General features: G+C 70.8%; 13 protein-coding genes, 1 tRNA gene and 2 pseudogenes. 9 read left to right on the forward strand and 7 right to left on the reverse strand.

The annotated features are described in order from the left end of the window. Positions 1-367 (reverse strand): annotated as a pseudogene (locus tag KBX53_RS04215) (hypothetical protein); the annotation flags it as partial. A 217-nt stretch (positions 368-584) separates the two neighbouring features. Between KBX53_RS04215 and KBX53_RS04220 the strand changes: the two are divergent. After that, a complete protein-coding gene (locus KBX53_RS04220; RefSeq protein ID WP_030331969.1) occupies positions 585-2,141 on the forward strand; it encodes a S8 family serine peptidase in 1,557 nt (518 codons plus the stop codon). Positions 2,142-2,225: 84 nt separating this feature from the next. Here KBX53_RS04220 and KBX53_RS04225 read toward each other — a convergent pair whose 3' ends face one another. From KBX53_RS04225 to KBX53_RS04235, 3 genes are all read right to left on the reverse strand, one after another. Then, positions 2,226-3,032: a WecB/TagA/CpsF family glycosyltransferase gene (locus KBX53_RS04225; RefSeq protein WP_210857862.1), complete on the reverse strand. Its 807-nt coding sequence runs from the start codon at positions 3,030-3,032 to the stop codon at positions 2,226-2,228. Next, positions 3,029-4,144 (reverse strand): NAD-dependent epimerase/dehydratase family protein, encoded by a 1,116-nt coding sequence (locus KBX53_RS04230; protein WP_030331972.1) that lies wholly within the window; start codon positions 4,142-4,144, stop codon positions 3,029-3,031. Before KBX53_RS04230 ends, KBX53_RS04225 begins: the two co-directional genes overlap by 4 nt. Positions 4,145-4,208: 64 nt before the next feature. Next, positions 4,209-4,294 (reverse strand) — tRNA-Leu (locus tag KBX53_RS04235). Between the two features lie 207 nt (positions 4,295-4,501). Here KBX53_RS04235 and KBX53_RS04240 point away from each other — a divergent pair. The 8 genes from KBX53_RS04240 to KBX53_RS04275 are packed head-to-tail and all read left to right on the forward strand — an operon-like array spanning position 4,502 to position 14,217. Beyond that, on the forward strand, positions 4,502-5,290 hold the full coding sequence (locus KBX53_RS04240) for a DUF3662 and FHA domain-containing protein (RefSeq protein ID WP_007454122.1): 789 nt from the start codon (positions 4,502-4,504) through the stop codon (positions 5,288-5,290). 6 nt (positions 5,291-5,296) lie between these two features. After that, positions 5,297-5,782: an FHA domain-containing protein gene (locus KBX53_RS04245; RefSeq protein WP_030331975.1), complete on the forward strand. Its 486-nt coding sequence runs from the start codon at positions 5,297-5,299 to the stop codon at positions 5,780-5,782. Then, positions 5,779-7,254 (forward strand): PP2C family serine/threonine-protein phosphatase, encoded by a 1,476-nt coding sequence (locus tag KBX53_RS04250; protein ID WP_210857863.1) that lies wholly within the window; start codon positions 5,779-5,781, stop codon positions 7,252-7,254. The genes KBX53_RS04245 and KBX53_RS04250 overlap by 4 nt, the downstream gene beginning before the upstream one ends. A 30-nt stretch (positions 7,255-7,284) precedes the next feature. Continuing rightward, on the forward strand, positions 7,285-8,778 hold the full coding sequence (locus KBX53_RS04255) for an FtsW/RodA/SpoVE family cell cycle protein (RefSeq protein ID WP_030331978.1): 1,494 nt from the start codon (positions 7,285-7,287) through the stop codon (positions 8,776-8,778). Then, a complete protein-coding gene (locus KBX53_RS04260; protein ID WP_210857864.1) occupies positions 8,775-10,280 on the forward strand; it encodes a penicillin-binding protein 2 in 1,506 nt (501 codons plus the stop codon). The genes KBX53_RS04255 and KBX53_RS04260 overlap by 4 nt, the downstream gene beginning before the upstream one ends. A 1-nt stretch (position 10,281) precedes the next feature. Then, entirely contained in the window at positions 10,282-11,691 is a 1,410-nt protein-coding gene (locus tag KBX53_RS04265; protein ID WP_210857865.1) for a serine/threonine-protein kinase, read from the forward strand. Next, on the forward strand, positions 11,688-13,502 hold the full coding sequence (gene pknB / locus KBX53_RS04270; RefSeq protein WP_210857866.1) for a Stk1 family PASTA domain-containing Ser/Thr kinase: 1,815 nt from the start codon (positions 11,688-11,690) through the stop codon (positions 13,500-13,502). Before KBX53_RS04265 ends, pknB begins: the two co-directional genes overlap by 4 nt. Before the next feature lie 7 nt (positions 13,503-13,509). Continuing rightward, positions 13,510-14,217, forward strand: a complete 708-nt coding sequence (locus tag KBX53_RS04275) for an ElyC/SanA/YdcF family protein (RefSeq protein WP_309140706.1) — start codon at positions 13,510-13,512, stop codon at positions 14,215-14,217. Positions 14,218-14,275: 58 nt separating this feature from the next. On the opposite strand, the gene KBX53_RS04280 is transcribed toward KBX53_RS04275, so the two are convergent. The 3 genes and pseudogenes from KBX53_RS04280 to KBX53_RS04290 form a co-directional block, all read right to left on the reverse strand. Then, complete coding sequence (locus KBX53_RS04280) at positions 14,276-14,926, reverse strand: aminodeoxychorismate/anthranilate synthase component II (protein WP_210857867.1); 651 nt, start codon at positions 14,924-14,926, stop codon at positions 14,276-14,278. Positions 14,927-14,928: 2 nt separating this feature from the next. Next, on the reverse strand, positions 14,929-15,210 hold the full coding sequence (locus tag KBX53_RS04285) for a hypothetical protein (RefSeq protein WP_030331991.1): 282 nt from the start codon (positions 15,208-15,210) through the stop codon (positions 14,929-14,931). 4 nt (positions 15,211-15,214) lie between these two features. Further along, positions 15,215-16,135: pseudogene (locus KBX53_RS04290) on the reverse strand (class E sortase); the annotation flags it as partial. Between the last annotated feature and the right edge of the window lie 90 nt (positions 16,136-16,225).

The following is a 16,225-nucleotide window of genomic DNA, read 5'->3' on the forward strand; positions in this document are numbered from 1 at the left end:
GCGGGTGGGCCGCCGCGGCGCGCAGCCCGTGTGGCGCGGGGGTGGCGGGGGCGCTGGCGACCGCGCCGGCACCGGCACGCAGCCGGCGGATCCGTCGTACGGAGCAGACCGTCGCCACGAGCGCCGGGCCGGCGGCGAGGGTGAGCCCGGCGGCGGCCCGGTCGACCGGCGCGGTGCCCGCGCTGAACAGGCCGCCGCCGAGCACGGCCGCGGTGAGCGTCGCGCCGGTGAGGGCGAGCACCAGCAACCATCCGGTACGCCGGCGCAGCACGCGGGTGTTGCGCAGCCGGGGCAGGCCGTCGGCAACGATGCCGGCGGCCAGCCAGACGGCGGCGACCGGGAGCAGGATGGTGAGCTGACTCTCCATGCTCGAGAGTCTTTCCCGAATCTCGGCGAGGCGAATCCGGGCCGGTCCCCCGTTCGTCCCGGACGCCGGGCCCGTAGGGGGTCATCACTCGAAGGTTATGGACGTTCCGACATGTTTAATTGCCCCGCTGCTGATCTACCCTCAGCTAAATCGGCAACTGTCGATTGATGTTGGGACCGGTGGTCACGTTCCGCCGCCGGTCAGAGGGAGGTAGGAGATGGGTCTTCCACGAAGGTCCGTGCTGATCGGGGTGGCCGCGGCGACAGTGCTGGCCGTCGGCACCCCGGCCCTGGCCGCCGAACCCGTCGGTGTGGTTCGGGCCGCCGGCGGAGCCACCGCCGTGCCGGACAGCTACATCGTCGTACTCAAGGACAGCGCCGTGGCCCGGGACCGGGTCGGCGACACCGCGAAGCGGCTCTCCGGCCGCCACGGCGGCACTGTGGCCCGCACCTACGGCGCGGCGCTGCGCGGCTTCGAGGTCACTGTGAGCGCGAACGCGGCGGCGCGGATCGCGGCCGACCCGGCGGTGGCGTACGTCGAGCAGAACCACACCGTCTCGATCTCCGGCACGCAGGCCAACCCGCCCTCCTGGGGTCTGGACCGGATCGACCAGCGCAACCTGCCGTTGGACAGCTCCTACACCTACCCCAACACGGCGAGCAACGTGCACGCCTACATCATCGACACCGGCATCCGGTTCTCCCACAACGACTTCGGCGGCCGGGCCACCTCCGGCTACGACGCCGTCGACGGCGGGTCGGCCGACGACTGCAACGGGCACGGCACGCACGTCGCCGGCACCGTCGGCGGGTCCGCGTACGGGGTGGCCAAGGCCGTCCAGCTCGTCGGCGTACGGGTGCTGAACTGCTCCGGTAGTGGCACCAACGCCGGTGTGATCGCCGGCGTCGACTGGGTCACCGCGAACGCGATCAAGCCGGCCGTGGCGAACATGAGCCTCGGCGGTGGCGCGAACAGCTCCCTGGACAACGCCGTGCGCAACTCGATCGCCTCGGGCGTCACGTACGGCCTGGCGGCCGGCAACGACAGCGGCGCGAACGCCTGCAACACCTCGCCGGCGCGCACCACGGAAGCCATTACGGTGGGCTCGACGACCAGCTCGGACGCCCGGTCGTCGTTCTCCAACGTCGGCACCTGTCTGGACATCTTCGCGCCCGGCTCGTCGATCACCTCGGCCTGGTACACCAGCAACACCGCCACCAACACGATCAGCGGCACCTCGATGGCCACCCCGCACGTGGTCGGAGCGGCGGCCCTGGTGGCCAGCGCCAACCCGAGCTGGACCCCGGCTCAGGTCCGCAACCAACTGGTGGCCAACGCGACCCCGAACGTGGTGGGCAACCCCGGCTCCGGCTCGCCGAACCTGTTGCTCTACGTGGGTACCGGCAGCACCCCGCCGCCGCCCACCGGCTGCACCGGCACCAACGGCACCGACGTGTCGATCCCGGACGCCGGCTCGGCGGTGACCAGCTCGATCACCATCTCCGGCTGCGGTCGCAACGCTTCCTCGGCCTCCACGGTGGCGGTGAACATCGTGCACACCTACCGCGGTGACCTGGTCATCGACCTGCTCGCCCCGGACGGCAGCTCGTACCGGCTGAAGAACAGCAGCACCTCGGACAGCGCGGACAACGTCAACGCCACGTACACGGTCAACGTGTCCGGTGAGGCCGCCGACGGCATCTGGCGGCTCCAGGTGCGCGACACCTACTCGGCCGACACCGGCTACATCAACACCTGGACCCTGACCGTCTGACCGGTCTCCCACGACCGCGGCCCCACCCGGCACGCCGGGTGGGGCCTCGCGTCGTAGGGCTCAGACCGAGAAGGGTCGTAGGGCTCAGACCGAGAAGCTGGCCGGCCGCTCGGTGGCCGGCGCCGGCGGGCGGGCCTTCCACAGGCCGAGCTTCTGCGCGACCAGGCGGCTCAGGTAGGCCGGGTTGAGGATGATGTAGCGGCGCCAGAGCCGCTTCGGCTCCAGACCGAGGCGCCAGAACCACTCCAGGCCGACACGCTGCATCCACGGCGGGGGCTGGCGCAACAGCCCGGCGTGGTAGTCGAAGGCCGCGCCGACCGCCATCAGCGGCATGTCGAGCAGTGGCCGCATGGCGTACGTGAAGACCTCCTGGCGCGGGCAGCCGAGGCCGACCAGGACCAGCCGGGCACCGCTGGACCGGATTCGGTCGGCGATCTCGGCGTCCTCGCCGGGCTGGACGGCACGGAACTTGGACGGCTCCACCCCGGCGATCTTCAGCGCCGGGAACATCCGCTCCAGGGCCGGGATCAACCGGGCGAGGGTCTCCTCGGTCGAGCCGTACAGGTAGACCGGCAGCCCTTCGTCCGCGAACCGCGACAGCACGTGCAGGGTCAGGGTCGGCCCGTACACCCGGTCGCTGAGCCCGGCGTGGTGCAGCAGGTTGAGCGCCCACCGCACCGGCTGCCCGTCCGGCGTGACCACGTCGAAGGAGTTGAGCCGCGCGTTGTGCGCCGGGTCGAGCACCCCGGTCATCACACCGTGCACGGCAAGCGCGGTCAGCGCGAGGGGACGCCGTTCGTGCGCCGCGGTCACCACCGCGTCGGTCGCCGTGGCGTAGTCGGTGGCGTCGACCAGGACGCCGAGCACGTTGCGCTTGGTTCGGCTGCTCACGGCTGGGCCACCCACTTGTCCACGTTGGCCTCGTAGATTTCCCGCAGGATCATCGGCACGTCGTAAGTGATCTTCCAGTCCGGATACTGCGCCTCGAACCGCGCCATGCTGCTGACGTACCACTGGTGGTCGCCGGTGCGGTTCTGCTCGACATAGTTGATCCGCGCCTCCCGGCCGGTGATCTCCTCCGCGATGCGGAACGCCTCGATGTGGGAGGTGTTGGAGTGGCGACCGCCGCCGAGGTTGTAGACCTCCGCGGAGCGGGGGGCCCGGAAGAACGCCTCGAACGCGGTCAGCACGTCGTGGGAGTGGATCGCGTCCCGGACCATCTTGCCCTTGTAACCGAACAGGTTGTACGTCCGGCCCTCCATGACGCAGCGCATCAGATAGGCCAGGAACCCGTGCAGTTCGGCGGCGGAGTGCGCCGGGCCGGTCAGGGTGCCGCCCCGGAAGCAGGCGGTCTTCATGTCGAAGTAGCGCCCGTACTCCTGGACCATCACGTCCGCGGCGACCTTGGAGGCGCCGAAGACGGAGTGCAGTGAGTGGTCGATCGACATCTCTTCGGTGATGCCCTGGTACCAACGGTGGTCCTCGGGCAGCTCGTACCGGGTCTCCAGCTCGACCAGCGGCAGGCTGTTGGGCCGGTCGCCGTAGACCTTGTTGGTCGAGCAGTGGATGAACGGCACGTCGATCGCGTGTCGGCGGGTGTTCTCCAGCATGTTGAGCGTGCCGCCGGCGTTCACGTCGAAGTCCGTGTACGGCTCCTTGGCGGCCCAGTCGTGGCTCGGCTGCGCGGCGCTGTGGATCACCACGGCGATGTCCGAGCTGTACTTCTTGAACACCTGCTCCAGGCCGTCCCGGTCCCGGATGTCCACCGCGAAATGGGTGTAGGCGTTACCCAGGTCACGGCTGAGCCGTTCAAGGCTCCAGGAGGTGGAACCGTCCTCGCCGAAGAAGTACCGGCGCATGTCGTTGTCGATGCCCACGACATCCAGACCGAGGCCGGCGAAATGCCGGACGGCCTCGGAGCCGATCAGACCACCCGACCCTGTCACCAACGCGACACTCACACGCCACTCCTGGTCCATCGGAGGCAGAATCCATCGGAGCATAGCGTGACGTCCGGCACGCCCCGATATGACGGAAGGGCTCCGCATATGCGGAGCCCTTCGTCGGTGGTGGGGATGGGGGGAGTTGAACCCCCACGCCCTTTCGGGCACACGGACCTGAACCGTGCGCGTCTGCCATTCCGCCACATCCCCGTGGCACAACCCGGAACACCTTAGCCGCCCTGGCCCCGCTGTCGCCAACGGGCCCCGGGAATACTACGCTGTTCCCGGCGCTCGCCACGAGCGGTTACCGTTCGTGGCGGACGAAAGATTAGCACGACAGTCCCGGCCCTTCCGAACGGGTCGAGAGCAGCCGGCCGAGCGGCGTGTGAGCTGCGCGCGCGCCGGCCGGATACCATCATGTCCTCGGGACCCGAGGAGGAGCCGGTGAGCGTGCTGCAACGCTTCGAGAAGCGTCTGGAAGGCCTGGTCGAAGGGGCCTTCGCCAAGGTCTTCAAAGGGGTGGTCCACCCCGTGGAGATCCTCAACGCCATGCAGCGGGAGGCCGAGGCGCACAAGGCGATCCTGGCCGGTGGGCGCACGTTGGTGCCCAACCGCTACGTGATCGATCTCTCGCCGTTCGACCATAGTCGGCTGGCGCCGTACGCCGCCGCGCTGGCCCAGGAGTTGGCCCAGTCGCAGGCGGAGTTCATCGGCGAGCAGGCGTGGACGGTCTACGGCGACGTGATCGTCGAGATCGAGCGAGGTGAGGGCCTCGACACGGGCATGTTCCGGGTCACGGCCGAGGTCTACACCGGCGGCGAGGTCGCCCCGGTGTCGGCACCCGGCTACGACGCCGGCCCGCCCGCCTACCCCGCGTACGACCAGGGCGGTGGCTACGGTCCGCCGCCCGGGCACGGCGGCGGTCGCAACGTGCGGCTGGTCTCCGGCGACGGTCGCACCTATCCCCTCCAGATGGGGTCGACGGTGATCGGTCGTGGCGACCAGGCCAACCTGCGGCTGCCCGACGTGGGCATCTCCCGGCGACACGCCCGGCTGGATTTCGACGGGGGCCAGGTCGTGCTGACCGACCTGGGTTCGACCAACGGCACCATGGTGAACGGGCAGCGGGTCTCCGCCGTCGCGCTCAACCCCGGTGACATGGTCCAGCTCGGTACGACGACGCTGACCTTCCGCGTGGACGGCTGAGCCGCCTTGCCGGAACTGGTCATCACCGTTGCCCGGTTCGGGTTCCTGATCCTGCTGTGGATCTTCGTGTTCACGGTGGTCGGCGTGATCCGCCGGGACCTCTTCGCGGGCGCCCGGTCCGGTCGCCTGGTGGCCGCGCCACGCGCGGTGGGCGCCTCGACGGGGCAGGCGGCCAAGCCAGCGAAGGTGAAGCGGGGTAGGGCGGCGCACCAGTTGGTGGTGACAGCCGGTCAGCTGGCCGGCACCAGGATCACTCTCGGTGAAGCTCAGATCACCATCGGTCGAGCCGAGGACTCCACCCTGGTCATCACCGACGACTACGCCTCCGCGCGACACGCCCGGCTCGTGCCGCGTGACGGGCAGTGGTACGTCGAGGACCTCGGCTCGACTAACGGCACGTACCTCGATCGCGCTAAGGTCTCCGGACCAACCCCCGTCCCCCTCGGCGTGCCGATCCGGATCGGCCGCACTTCCCTCGAATTACGGCCATGACTCTGACCCTGCGCTATGCGGCCCACAGCGACCGCGGTCTGATCCGAGACGGCAATCAAGACTCCGTCTACGCCGGGCCGCGGTTACTCGCCGTTGCCGACGGCATGGGCGGTATGGCCGCCGGTGACGTCGCCAGCAACATCGTCATCGGTGCCATGGCGCCGCTCGACGAGGACGTCCCGGGGGACGCCCTCGTCGATGCGTTGCGTTCGGCCGTGGGCACCGCCAACCAACAACTCCGCGACACGGTGGACGCCAACCCGCAGTTGGAGGGGATGGGCACCACGCTGACGGCGACCCTCTTCACCGGCAGCAAGCTGGGAATGGTCCACATCGGTGACTCGCGGGCCTATCTGCTGCGCAACGGCGAGTTCGCGCAGATCACCAAGGACGACACGTACGTCCAGATGCTCGTCGACGAAGGCCGGATCAGCGCCGAGGAGGCGAGCAGCCACCCGCAGCGGTCGCTGCTCACCCGCGCCCTCGACGGTCGGGACATCGACCCGGAATACTCGGTCCGCCAGGTCATGCCCGGCGACCGGTACCTGATCTGCAGCGACGGCCTCTCGGGTGTGGTCAGCGCCGAAACCATCGGCGAGACCATGCGGGAGTACGCCGACCCGCAGCAGTGTGTCGAGCGGCTGGTGCAGCTCGCGCTGCGCGGCGGCGGGCCGGACAACATCACGGTGATCATCGCCGACGCCACCGACCAGGACATCGTCGAGGCGACCCCGATCGTCGGCGGTGCCGCCGCCCGGGACCGGGGAATGGCGACCTCCGCCGACGACTCGACCCCGGCCGCCCGAGCCTCGGCGCTCTCCGCGCCGCGCCCGGCCGCGCCCGAGGAGCCGGCGGCCGCCGACGACGAACCGGACCGGCCGAAACGACGCCCGGTGCGGACCGCCGCCATGGCGCTGGCCGTGCTGGTGATCGTCGGCGGGGCGGCGTTCGGCGGCTGGACGTACACCCAGCGGCAGTACTACGTGGGAGCCACCGAAGAGGGGCAGGTCGCCGTCTTCCGTGGGGTCCAGGGTCAGATCGCCGGGATGGACCTGTCCAGCGTGCACCGCCGCAGCGGCACCCGGCTGGACGACCTCACTGTCGCCGCGCAGGACACCGTCAAGGTCGGCATCCGGGCCAAGAGCGAGCCGGACGCCGAGCGTCAGCTCGCCGAGCTGACCAGCGACACCCCCAGCAACCCCAACCTGAAGCCGCTCTGCCCACTCGACCCGACCGCCGCCGGGGCCAACACGCCCACGCCCACGCCGACGCCGATCGGTTTGACGCCGACCCCGAACGGCAGCCCGAGCGTCAACGCCTCGTCGACCCCCAACGGGGTTGTCAGCGCAACCCCGACCGCCGGTGCCACCACCGCTCTCGGGGGGGCCGGCGCGACCACCACACCCGACGTCACGCCCTCAGACTCGGCCACGCCGGCGCTCGACCCGGCCAGTTGCCGGTCTCCTGAGTGAGCGTCGGCTGAGATACCGAGGACTCCACCCGTGACCGTAGCGGCCACACCGGCACCCTCGCCCGCCACCGCGGGCGAGCAATCCGGCGTACGCCTGGCGCGGTCGCGCCGCAACGCCGAGCTGTCCCTGCTGCTGCTCGCGATGGTGCTGGTGGCCGCGTACGGGGCGACCGTCGAAGCGAACCTGCTGGACACGGTCACCTCGGACTTCTGGATGCCCGCCGCCGCGCTCGGCGCGGTCTTCCTCGGCCTGCACCTGGTCATCCGGTTCCTCGCCCCGTTCGCCGACCCGGCCCTGCTGCCGGCGGTGGCCCTGCTCAACGGGCTCGGGGTGGGCTTCCTGCGCCGGATCGACCTGGGCGACGCTCCGGTGGCCGAGCGCGAGAACCTGGCCGTCTTCGCCGGGCAGGGCGGGCGCCAGCTGGCCTGGACGCTCGGTGCGGTGATCCTCGCCGCCGGACTGCTCGCCATCATGCGTGACCACCGGTCGATCTCGCGGTACGCGTACACCCTGGGGTTGGCCGGTATCGTGCTGGTGATGATCCCGGCGGTGCTGCCGTCGAGCATCTCCGAGATCAACGGCGCGAAGCTGTGGATCCGGGTGGGCAGCTTCTCCATCCAGCCGGGTGAGTTCGCCAAGCTGGCGCTGCTGGTCTTCTTCGCCTACTACCTGGTGCGCAAGCGTGAGGTGCTGTCGCTGGCCAGCCGGCGCTTCCTCGGCATCGACTTCCCCCGTGGCCGTGACCTCGGCCCGGTGGTCGGCGTCTGGCTGATCAGCGTCCTGGTGCTGGTCTTCGAGAAGGACCTGGGCACCTCGCTGCTCTACTTCGGCATGTTCGTGGTGACGCTCTACATCGCCACCGAACGGGTCAGCTGGCTGCTGATCGGCCTGGTTCTCTTCTTCGGCGGCGCGTACCTCGCCTACGTCCTCGGCTCGACGGTGGGCGGGCCGTTCGCCAACTTCTACCTGCGGGCGGAGATCTGGCTGGACCCGTTCGCCGACCCGACCGACAAGGGCTACCAGCTCGTGCAGGGACTACTCGCCCTCGGCACGGGCGGGCTCTTCGGTGCCGGTCCGGGCGGCGGTCAGCCGGAGATCCTGCCCGAGGTGCAGAACGACTTCATCTTCGCCGGCATCGGTGAGGAGATCGGCCTCTTCGGTCTCTCCGCGCTGCTGGTGGTCTACCTGCTGATCGTGGAGCGTGGGCTGCGTGCCGCGCTCGCCGTCCGGGACTCGTTCGGCAAGCTGCTCGCCGGTGGTCTGGCGTTCACCCTCGGTCTCCAGGTCTTCGTGATCGTCGGCGGGATCAGCAAGCTCATCCCGCTGACCGGTCAGACCACCCCGTTCCTGTCCGCAGGCGGGTCGTCGCTGATGGCCAACTGGCTGCTCATCGCGGTGCTGCTGCGGGTCTCCGACGGCGCCCGCCGCCCGGTGACCGGAGGAGGCGGCGGCAAGGCCGTCCGTCCCAGCGGCAGCCCGCCGGAGCAGCTGCACGGTGCTCCCACGGAGGTGATCAAGCCGTGAACGCACCCCTGCGCCGCGTCGGCGTCGTCGTCATGGTCCTGTTCGGTCTGCTCTTCGCCAACCTCAACTGGATTCAGGCCTACAAGGCGGATGAATACCGCACCAGCGACTACAACCGTCGGGTCCAGGTCGCCGAGTACGACCGCAAGCGCGGCAACATCGAGGCCGGCGGCACAGCCCTTGCCACCAGCAAGGAGACCACCGGCAACCTGAAGTTCCTGCGCACCTACCCGGGCGGCGCCAAGTACGCCCACGTGCTCGGCTACAAGCCGGTCAACCTCGCCGACCAGGGCATCGAGCGGTCGGAGAACGACTTCCTGGCCGGCACCAGCGACCAGCTGATCGGTGACCGGTTGAAGGACATGTTCACCGGGGATGACACCGGCGGCGGCAACGTGCTGCTCTCGCTCTCCAAGAAGGCCCAGGACGTGGCGTACGACCAGCTGGGTGACAACAGGGTGGGCGCGAAGCGCGGCGCGGCGATCGCCATCGACCCGCGTACCGGGGCGGTGCAGGCGCTGGTCTCCATGCCGAGCTTCGACCCGAACCCGCTGGCCAGCCACGACAGCAACGAGGCGGCCGCGGCGTTCAACAAGCTGGAGAAGGACCCGACGGAGCCGTTGAAGAACCGCGCGCTCGCCGAGACGCTGCCGCCGGGCTCCACCTTCAAGATCGTGGTCGCCGCGGCGGCTCTGGAGAACGGCGTCACGCCGACGACCCAGATCCCGGCCGGTTCCAGTTACACCGCGCCCACGTCGGGCACGCCCATCCGCAACGCCGATCCGTCGATCTGCCCGGGACGGCAGGTAAGCCTGCTGGACGCGGTCACCTACTCGTGCAACACCGGGTTCGCCCAGCTCGGCGTGCGGCTCGGCGCTGACACTGTCAAAGAGAAGGCCCGGCAGTTCGGCTTCGAGCAGGAGGACCTGACCGTCGGCCACCTGGGTGAGGGCGGCCTGCCCACGGCGGCCAGCCGGACCGGGGACATCCAGAACCCGGACGGCAGCACCGACCAGGCCGCACTGGCCCAGTCCTCGATCGGCCAGAACAACGTCCGGATGACCCCGCTCGAAGGCGCCATGATCGCTGCGTCGATCGCGAACAACGGCAGCCAGATGCGGCCGTACCTGGTCCGGCAGTGGCTCGCACCGGACCGGACCACCACCTACTACACCGCCAAGCCGCGGGAGCTGCGCCAGCCGGTCAGTTCCCAGGTCGCCACCGACCTGCGCGAGATGATGGTCAGCGTGGTCCGGAACGGCACCGGCAAGAGTGCCGCGATCGGCGGCTACACGGTCGGCGGCAAGACCGGCACCGCCCAGTCCGCCCCGGATCGACCGGACCACGGCTGGTTCATCGGCTTCGCGATGGACAAGAACGGCAACCCGGTGTCCGCGGTCTGCGTGATGTTGGAGCAGGCCGGTCCGGGTGGTAGCGGCGAGGCCGCCCGGATCGCCGGTCAGATCATGCGGGCCGCCATCACCGACCCGGGGGGTCGCTGACATGCTCAGCCCCGGCGTGCAGCTCGGCAACCGCTACCGTCTCGACGAGCGGATCGCCAGCGGCGGCATGGGCGACGTCTGGCGCGGCACCGACCAGGTGCTCGGCCGGACGGTCGCGGTGAAGAGCCTGCTGCCCGCGCTACTCGACGACCCGGACTTCGGCGAGCGGTTCCGCGGCGAGGCCCGCACCATGGCCACCATCAACCATCCCGGCGTGGTGGACGTCTACGACTTCGGCAACGACCAGCAGATCGCCTTCCTGGTCATGGAGTACGTCGAAGGTGACGCCCTGTCGTCGACGTTGAGCCGGGTCGGCCGGCTCACTCCCGCCCGGACGATGGCCCTCGTCGCGCAGGCCGCCGACGCGCTGCACGCCGCGCACGAAAAGGGCATCGTGCACCGCGACGTGAAGCCGGGCAACCTGCTGGTCCGGCCGAACGGCACGCTGGTGCTGACCGACTTCGGCATCGCCCGCTCCGACATGGTCGGCCAGCTCACCGCCGCCGGTTCGGTGCTCGGCACCGCCTCGTACATCTCGCCGGAGCAGGCCACCGGCGGCGTGGCCACCCCCGCTTCCGACGTGTACGCCCTCGGCGTGGTCGCCTACCAGTGCCTGGCCGGTCGGCGGCCGTTCGAGGGCGACAATCCCCTCGACATCGCGATGCGGCACGTCCGGGAGACGCCCCGGCCGCTGCCGTCCGACATCCCTCCGCAGGTGCGCGCCCTGGTGGAACGGGCGTTGGCCAAGGACCCGGCCGCCCGCTGGCCGAGCGCCGCCGCCCTCGCCGGGGTCGCCCGTCAGCTCAAGGCCGCGCTGTCCCAGCAGGCCCGGGCGGCCGGTAACTCCGGGCCGGTCTCGGGCGCGCCCGCCTCGCCCGCCGCGCCCGGCCGGGCCCAGGTGCCGCAGGCGCATCAGATGCGTCCGCCGGCTGCCCGCCCGCCGGTGGGCGGGCCCAGGCCGACAGCGATCGCGCCCGCCCAACAGCCACGCCCCACCGCCGTCGCGCCGGCCGTTCAGCCAGCCCGGCCGCAGGGCGCACCGAACGGCTACCCGCGCGGTGCCGCTGCCGTGCCCGCCGGGCCACCCCGACAGGAACACCCGCCGGCGTACGTCCGACAGGCCGGCCCGGCAGTGCCGTCACCCCAGCCGCAGCGGTCCCGCCCCGGGATGGTGCTCCTCGCCATCCTGCTCGCCGTGCTGGTCCTGCTCTGCTCGGGCGTGATTTCCTACAACCTACGGAAGCAGTCGCAGGCCGGTGCATCGGCCGGGCTGGCGCCGCACACCGTGGCGTCCGGCGCGCTACGACTCGACGAAGGCGACGATCCGACCCGGACGTCGTACCGTCGGGAGGTACGACTCCAGCCGGGCGACGGCGGGACGACGACGAGCGAAGGACGACAGACGCGATGACAGCGCAGGCCCGCCTGCTCGGTGGCAGGTACCAGGTCGGCGAGCTGCTCGGCTATGGCGGTATGGCCGAGGTGCACCGCGGTCGCGACCTTCGGCTCGGTCGGGACGTCGCGATCAAGATGCTCCGCACCGACCTCGCCCGGGACGCGACGTTCCAGATGCGGTTCCGTCGGGAGGCGCAGAACGCCGCTTCACTCAACCACCCGGCGATCGTGGCGGTCTACGACACCGGCGAGGAGACCGCGCCGACCGGCGAGACGCTGCCGTTCATCGTCATGGAGTTCGTCAACGGGCGGACCTTGAAGGAGGTCCTCGGCGCCGAGGGCCGACTGCAGCCGCGCCGGGCGCTGGAGATCTGCGCCGACATGTGCGCGGCGCTGGAGTTCAGCCACCGGCACGGCATCATCCACCGGGACATCAAGCCCGGCAACGTGATGCTCACCCAGACCGGCCAGGTCAAGGTGATGGACTTCGGTATCGCCCGTGCCCTGGCCAGCGGCGCGACCACCATGACGCAGACCAGCGCGGTGATCGGCACGGCCCAGTACCTGTCCCCGGAGCAGGCCCGCGGCGAGGCCGTCGACGCGCGCTCCGACGTGTACGCGGCCGGCTGCGTGCTGTTCGAGCTGGTCTGCGGCCATCCCCCGTTCGTCGGGGACAGCCCGGTCAGCGTCGCGTACCAGCACGTACGGGAGACGCCGCCGACGCCCAGCGACATCAACCCGGACGTCACGCCGGCCGTCGACGCGATCGTGCTCAAGGCGTTGTCGAAGAACCCGCTCAACCGCTACCAGAGTGCCGGCGAGATGCGGGCGGACCTGCTCCGCGCCGCCGCCGGCCGGCCCGTGCTGGCCACCCCGGTGCTGCGCGAGGCGGAGACGGTGGCGATGGCCCCGGCCGGCGGTGGGGGTGGCTACCCGGCTTCCGGCCGCGGGCCGCAGACCGGGCAGATCCCCGCCCGGGTGGGAGACCCGCGTCAGCGCAAGGCGTCCTCCTGGCTGATCGCGATGTTCAGCGCGGTCGGCGTGCTGGCGGTGATCGCTTTGGTCGCCGCCCTGCTCTGGAACATGCAGGGCAAGGACCTGAAATCGGTGCCCACCCTCACCGGCAAGAGCCAGGCCGTCGCGATCGACGAGATCCGCAACGCCGGGTTCTCCCCGAAGGTGGGTGATCCGGTGCTGGCCAGCGACTGCACGAAGGGCAACGTCGTCAACCAGGATCCGGCACCGACGAGCCGGCTGGAGCAGAACGGCACTGTCACCATTCAGGTCTGTGGCGGCGTTCCCGAGGTCCGCGTTCCGGCCGGGCTCAAGGGCAGCAAGCGGGAGAGCGCCATCGACCGGCTCACCGAGGCGAAGCTCAAGTACGAAGTCAAGACGGTGGACGCCGAGGCGAGCGAGGACGAGGTTCTCGACGTCGACCCACCCTCCGGCGAGAGCGTCCCCGAGGGCACGAAGATCAAGCTCACGGTCTCGAACGGCAAGGTTCGCGAGGTGCCGGACGTGGTCGGGCTGAGCCAGGACGACGCCACCCGGTTCCTCAAGGACCGCGGCTTCGTGGTCGTCGTGCAGAACGGGCCGGAGGTGCCCGCCGCCGAAGCGGGGAAGGTCACCGACCAGAGCCCGAACGGCAAGGAGAAGAAGCCCACCGGCACGAAGGTGACCATCAAGGTGAGTCAGCCGGAGCCGGAGACCGACCCGACACCGACGAACACGCCGACGGCCACGCCGACGACCACGCCGACCACTCCCGGCAACGGGGGCGGCATCGGTCTGCCGTTCCCACCCCCGCCGAGCCGGCCGCAGGACTGAGCCACCAGTGGGCACCGACATGACCGAGGCGGGATCGTCCCCGGTCAAGCCGGTGCGGCGGTGGCCCCGACGCCTCCGTTGGCTGGCACTCGCGGGCCTTGTCGTGCTGGTGCTCGCCAGTTCCCCGTGGCTGTGGACGACGCTCGCCGCCCGCGGCCACGTGTACGCTGCCGCCGACGCGCCGACCGTCGACGTGGTGATCGTGCTCGGTACCGAGGTGGCCGCCGACCGACAGCGGCCCGGGGACCGTCTCGCCGGTCGCCTGGACACCGCCGCCGAGCTGGTGACCAGCGGGCGGGCCACTGTCGTTCTCGTGTCGGGCGACGGCGGTGGCGCGTCAGGTGACGAGCCGGCGGTGATGACGACGTATCTCTCCGAGCGCGGTGTGGACAGGCGTCGGGTGGTGGCCGACCCGTTCGGCCTGGACACCTACGACACCTGCGCGAGAGCGCGCGAGGTGTACGGCGTCGAGAGGGCCCTGATCGTCACCCAGTCGTACCACCTGTCCCGGGCGGTGACGCTGTGCCGCCATCTCGGCCTCGACGTCGACGGGGTGACCGCCCGCTGCGACGGTTGCGGCACCGCACTGCTCGCCGAGAAGTCGGTCCGGGACTACTTCGCCAGTGGCAAGGCGGCGTGGGACGCCGTTCGGAGCCGTCCGCCCGCGGTCCGCTCGCCGGCGGATCCGGCGGTCCAGAACGCGCTGCGGAACTGACCCAGCCGGCCCGCGTTCTCACGCCACCCGGCCGGATGACGGCCGGGACGGTTCGGCCTCAGGTGGTGGCGAACGCGGCGCGGCGGCGGGTGTCGACCTCGGCGGCCAGCGCCGGTGCGCGCTCCAGCGCCTCCGCGTGACCACAACCGGCCAGCCAGTTGGCCAGCATGAGGTGGCCGCCCTCGGTGAGCACCGACTCCGGGTGGAACTGGACGCCCTCGATGGGCAGCGTCCGGTGCCGCATCGCCATCACCACTCCGGAGCCGGTCCAGCCGGTGACCTCAAGCTCGTCGGGGAGCGTTTCGGGCAGAACGGCGAGGGAGTGGTACCGGGTGGCGGTGAACGGGTCGGGCAGACCGGCGAGGACGCCGACCGAATGGTGGCGCACCTCGGAGGTCTTGCCGTGCAGCAGCTCGGGGGCCCGGGTGACGGTCGCCCCGAACGCCTCGCCGATCGCCTGGTGACCGAGGCAGACACCGAAGATCGGCAGCTCGCCGGCGTACGTCCGGATGACGTCCAGGCAGATGCCGGCCCGGTCGGGGCTGCCCGGCCCGGGTGAGAGCAGGACGCCGGCGGCGCCCACCCTGCCCACCTCGGCGACGTCGATCTCGTCGTTGCGGCGGACCTCGCAGTCGACGCCGAGCTGGCCCAGATACTGCACCAGGTTGAAGACGAACGAGTCGTAGTTGTCGATCACGAGGACGCGCATGGTCACCTGCTTGGGGAGGACGGCGCTGGGTTGTTCTGGTCGGTGTCGTACGGCAGCTCGTGATCTTCCCCGGCCGGGGTCTCCCCGGTCACCGGGTCGCCGCCGCCACCGGTCTCGGCAGGAACGCCGGATTCGACCTGCACGTCGTCGAAGGGCAGCAGGGGCTCGGCCCACGGGAAGGCGACATACCAGAGCAGCGCGACGGTGGCGGCCACCAGCAGCACCGAGCCGGTCAGCTTTCCGACCAGGCCGAAGGGGAGCTTGCGCCAGATGAACGCGTACATCGGGTCAGCCTCCCAGCTCCGCCGGGCGGCCCGCCGACTTGGGTTGGGTACGGTCCAGCTCGGCGTGGATGATCAGACGCTGGTAGTTGTCGAACTTCGGGTTGCACGTGGTGAGGGTCAGCATCCGCTTGGTCGCCTTCTTGTTCGGCTCGCCGGGCACCGGTGCCACCACTTCCACCTGCGTCGGCTTGACGATCCGCGACTGCGACACCCGGTAGACGTACCAGTCGGTCTTGCTCTCGACCACTATCGCGTCGCCTTCGCTGAGCTCGTCCAGCCGCCAGAAGGTGGCCCGGTTGCGGTGGCCGGCGACGGAGAAGTTGCCCACCTGGCCGGGGAGCGCGCTGGCCGGGTAGTGGCCCGGGGCGTAGCGGATGTCGGCCTGGGTGACGCCCTCGACCACCACCCAGTTCTTGTCGAGCTTGGGGATGTAGAGGCCCGCGAGCGGCTTGCCGCGTACCGGAGGTGACGGTTTCACGCTCGGGCCGGCCGCCGACGGGGCGACAGTCGGGTCGTCGGTCGGGCCCCACGCCTGGGCCAACTCGTTGTTGAGGTCGTTCTGGTGGGCGTCGACGATGGCCGACTTGCCCCAGACCTCGTACCCGGCGAAGAGCAGCACCACCAGGCCGAAGGTGATCAGGACTTCGCCGGTGACGCGGATGCCGGTGCGCAGCCGGGAGCCGAACGACGGCCGGGTGAGCTCGGAGTAGACGCTCTTGTAGCCCTCGCCGGTCTGGTGCGGCCGGAGTTGGACCACCCGCTCGCCCCGACGCGGCGGGGGAGGGTCGGCGGGGTTGCCGCCGGTCGGCTCGGCGGGGACCGCGGTGCGCGGAACGGCACCCATCAGCGCGGTCGAGTCCATGGTCGGCGGCCTGGTGGCGGGTGTTGCGGGCACGGCCGGAATCAGCGCGGTGGCGGCCGGATCCGCGCCCCGGTCACCGCCAGCGCTCGGCGGGACCCGGCCGGGCCCGGTCGACGGCGCGACGCCTTCCGGCCGGGCCGCTCATCTGGGCAC

Source organism: Micromonospora sp. M51, from assembly GCF_018070305.1.
GTDB classification, from domain to species: domain Bacteria; phylum Actinomycetota; class Actinomycetes; order Mycobacteriales; family Micromonosporaceae; genus Micromonospora; species Micromonospora parva.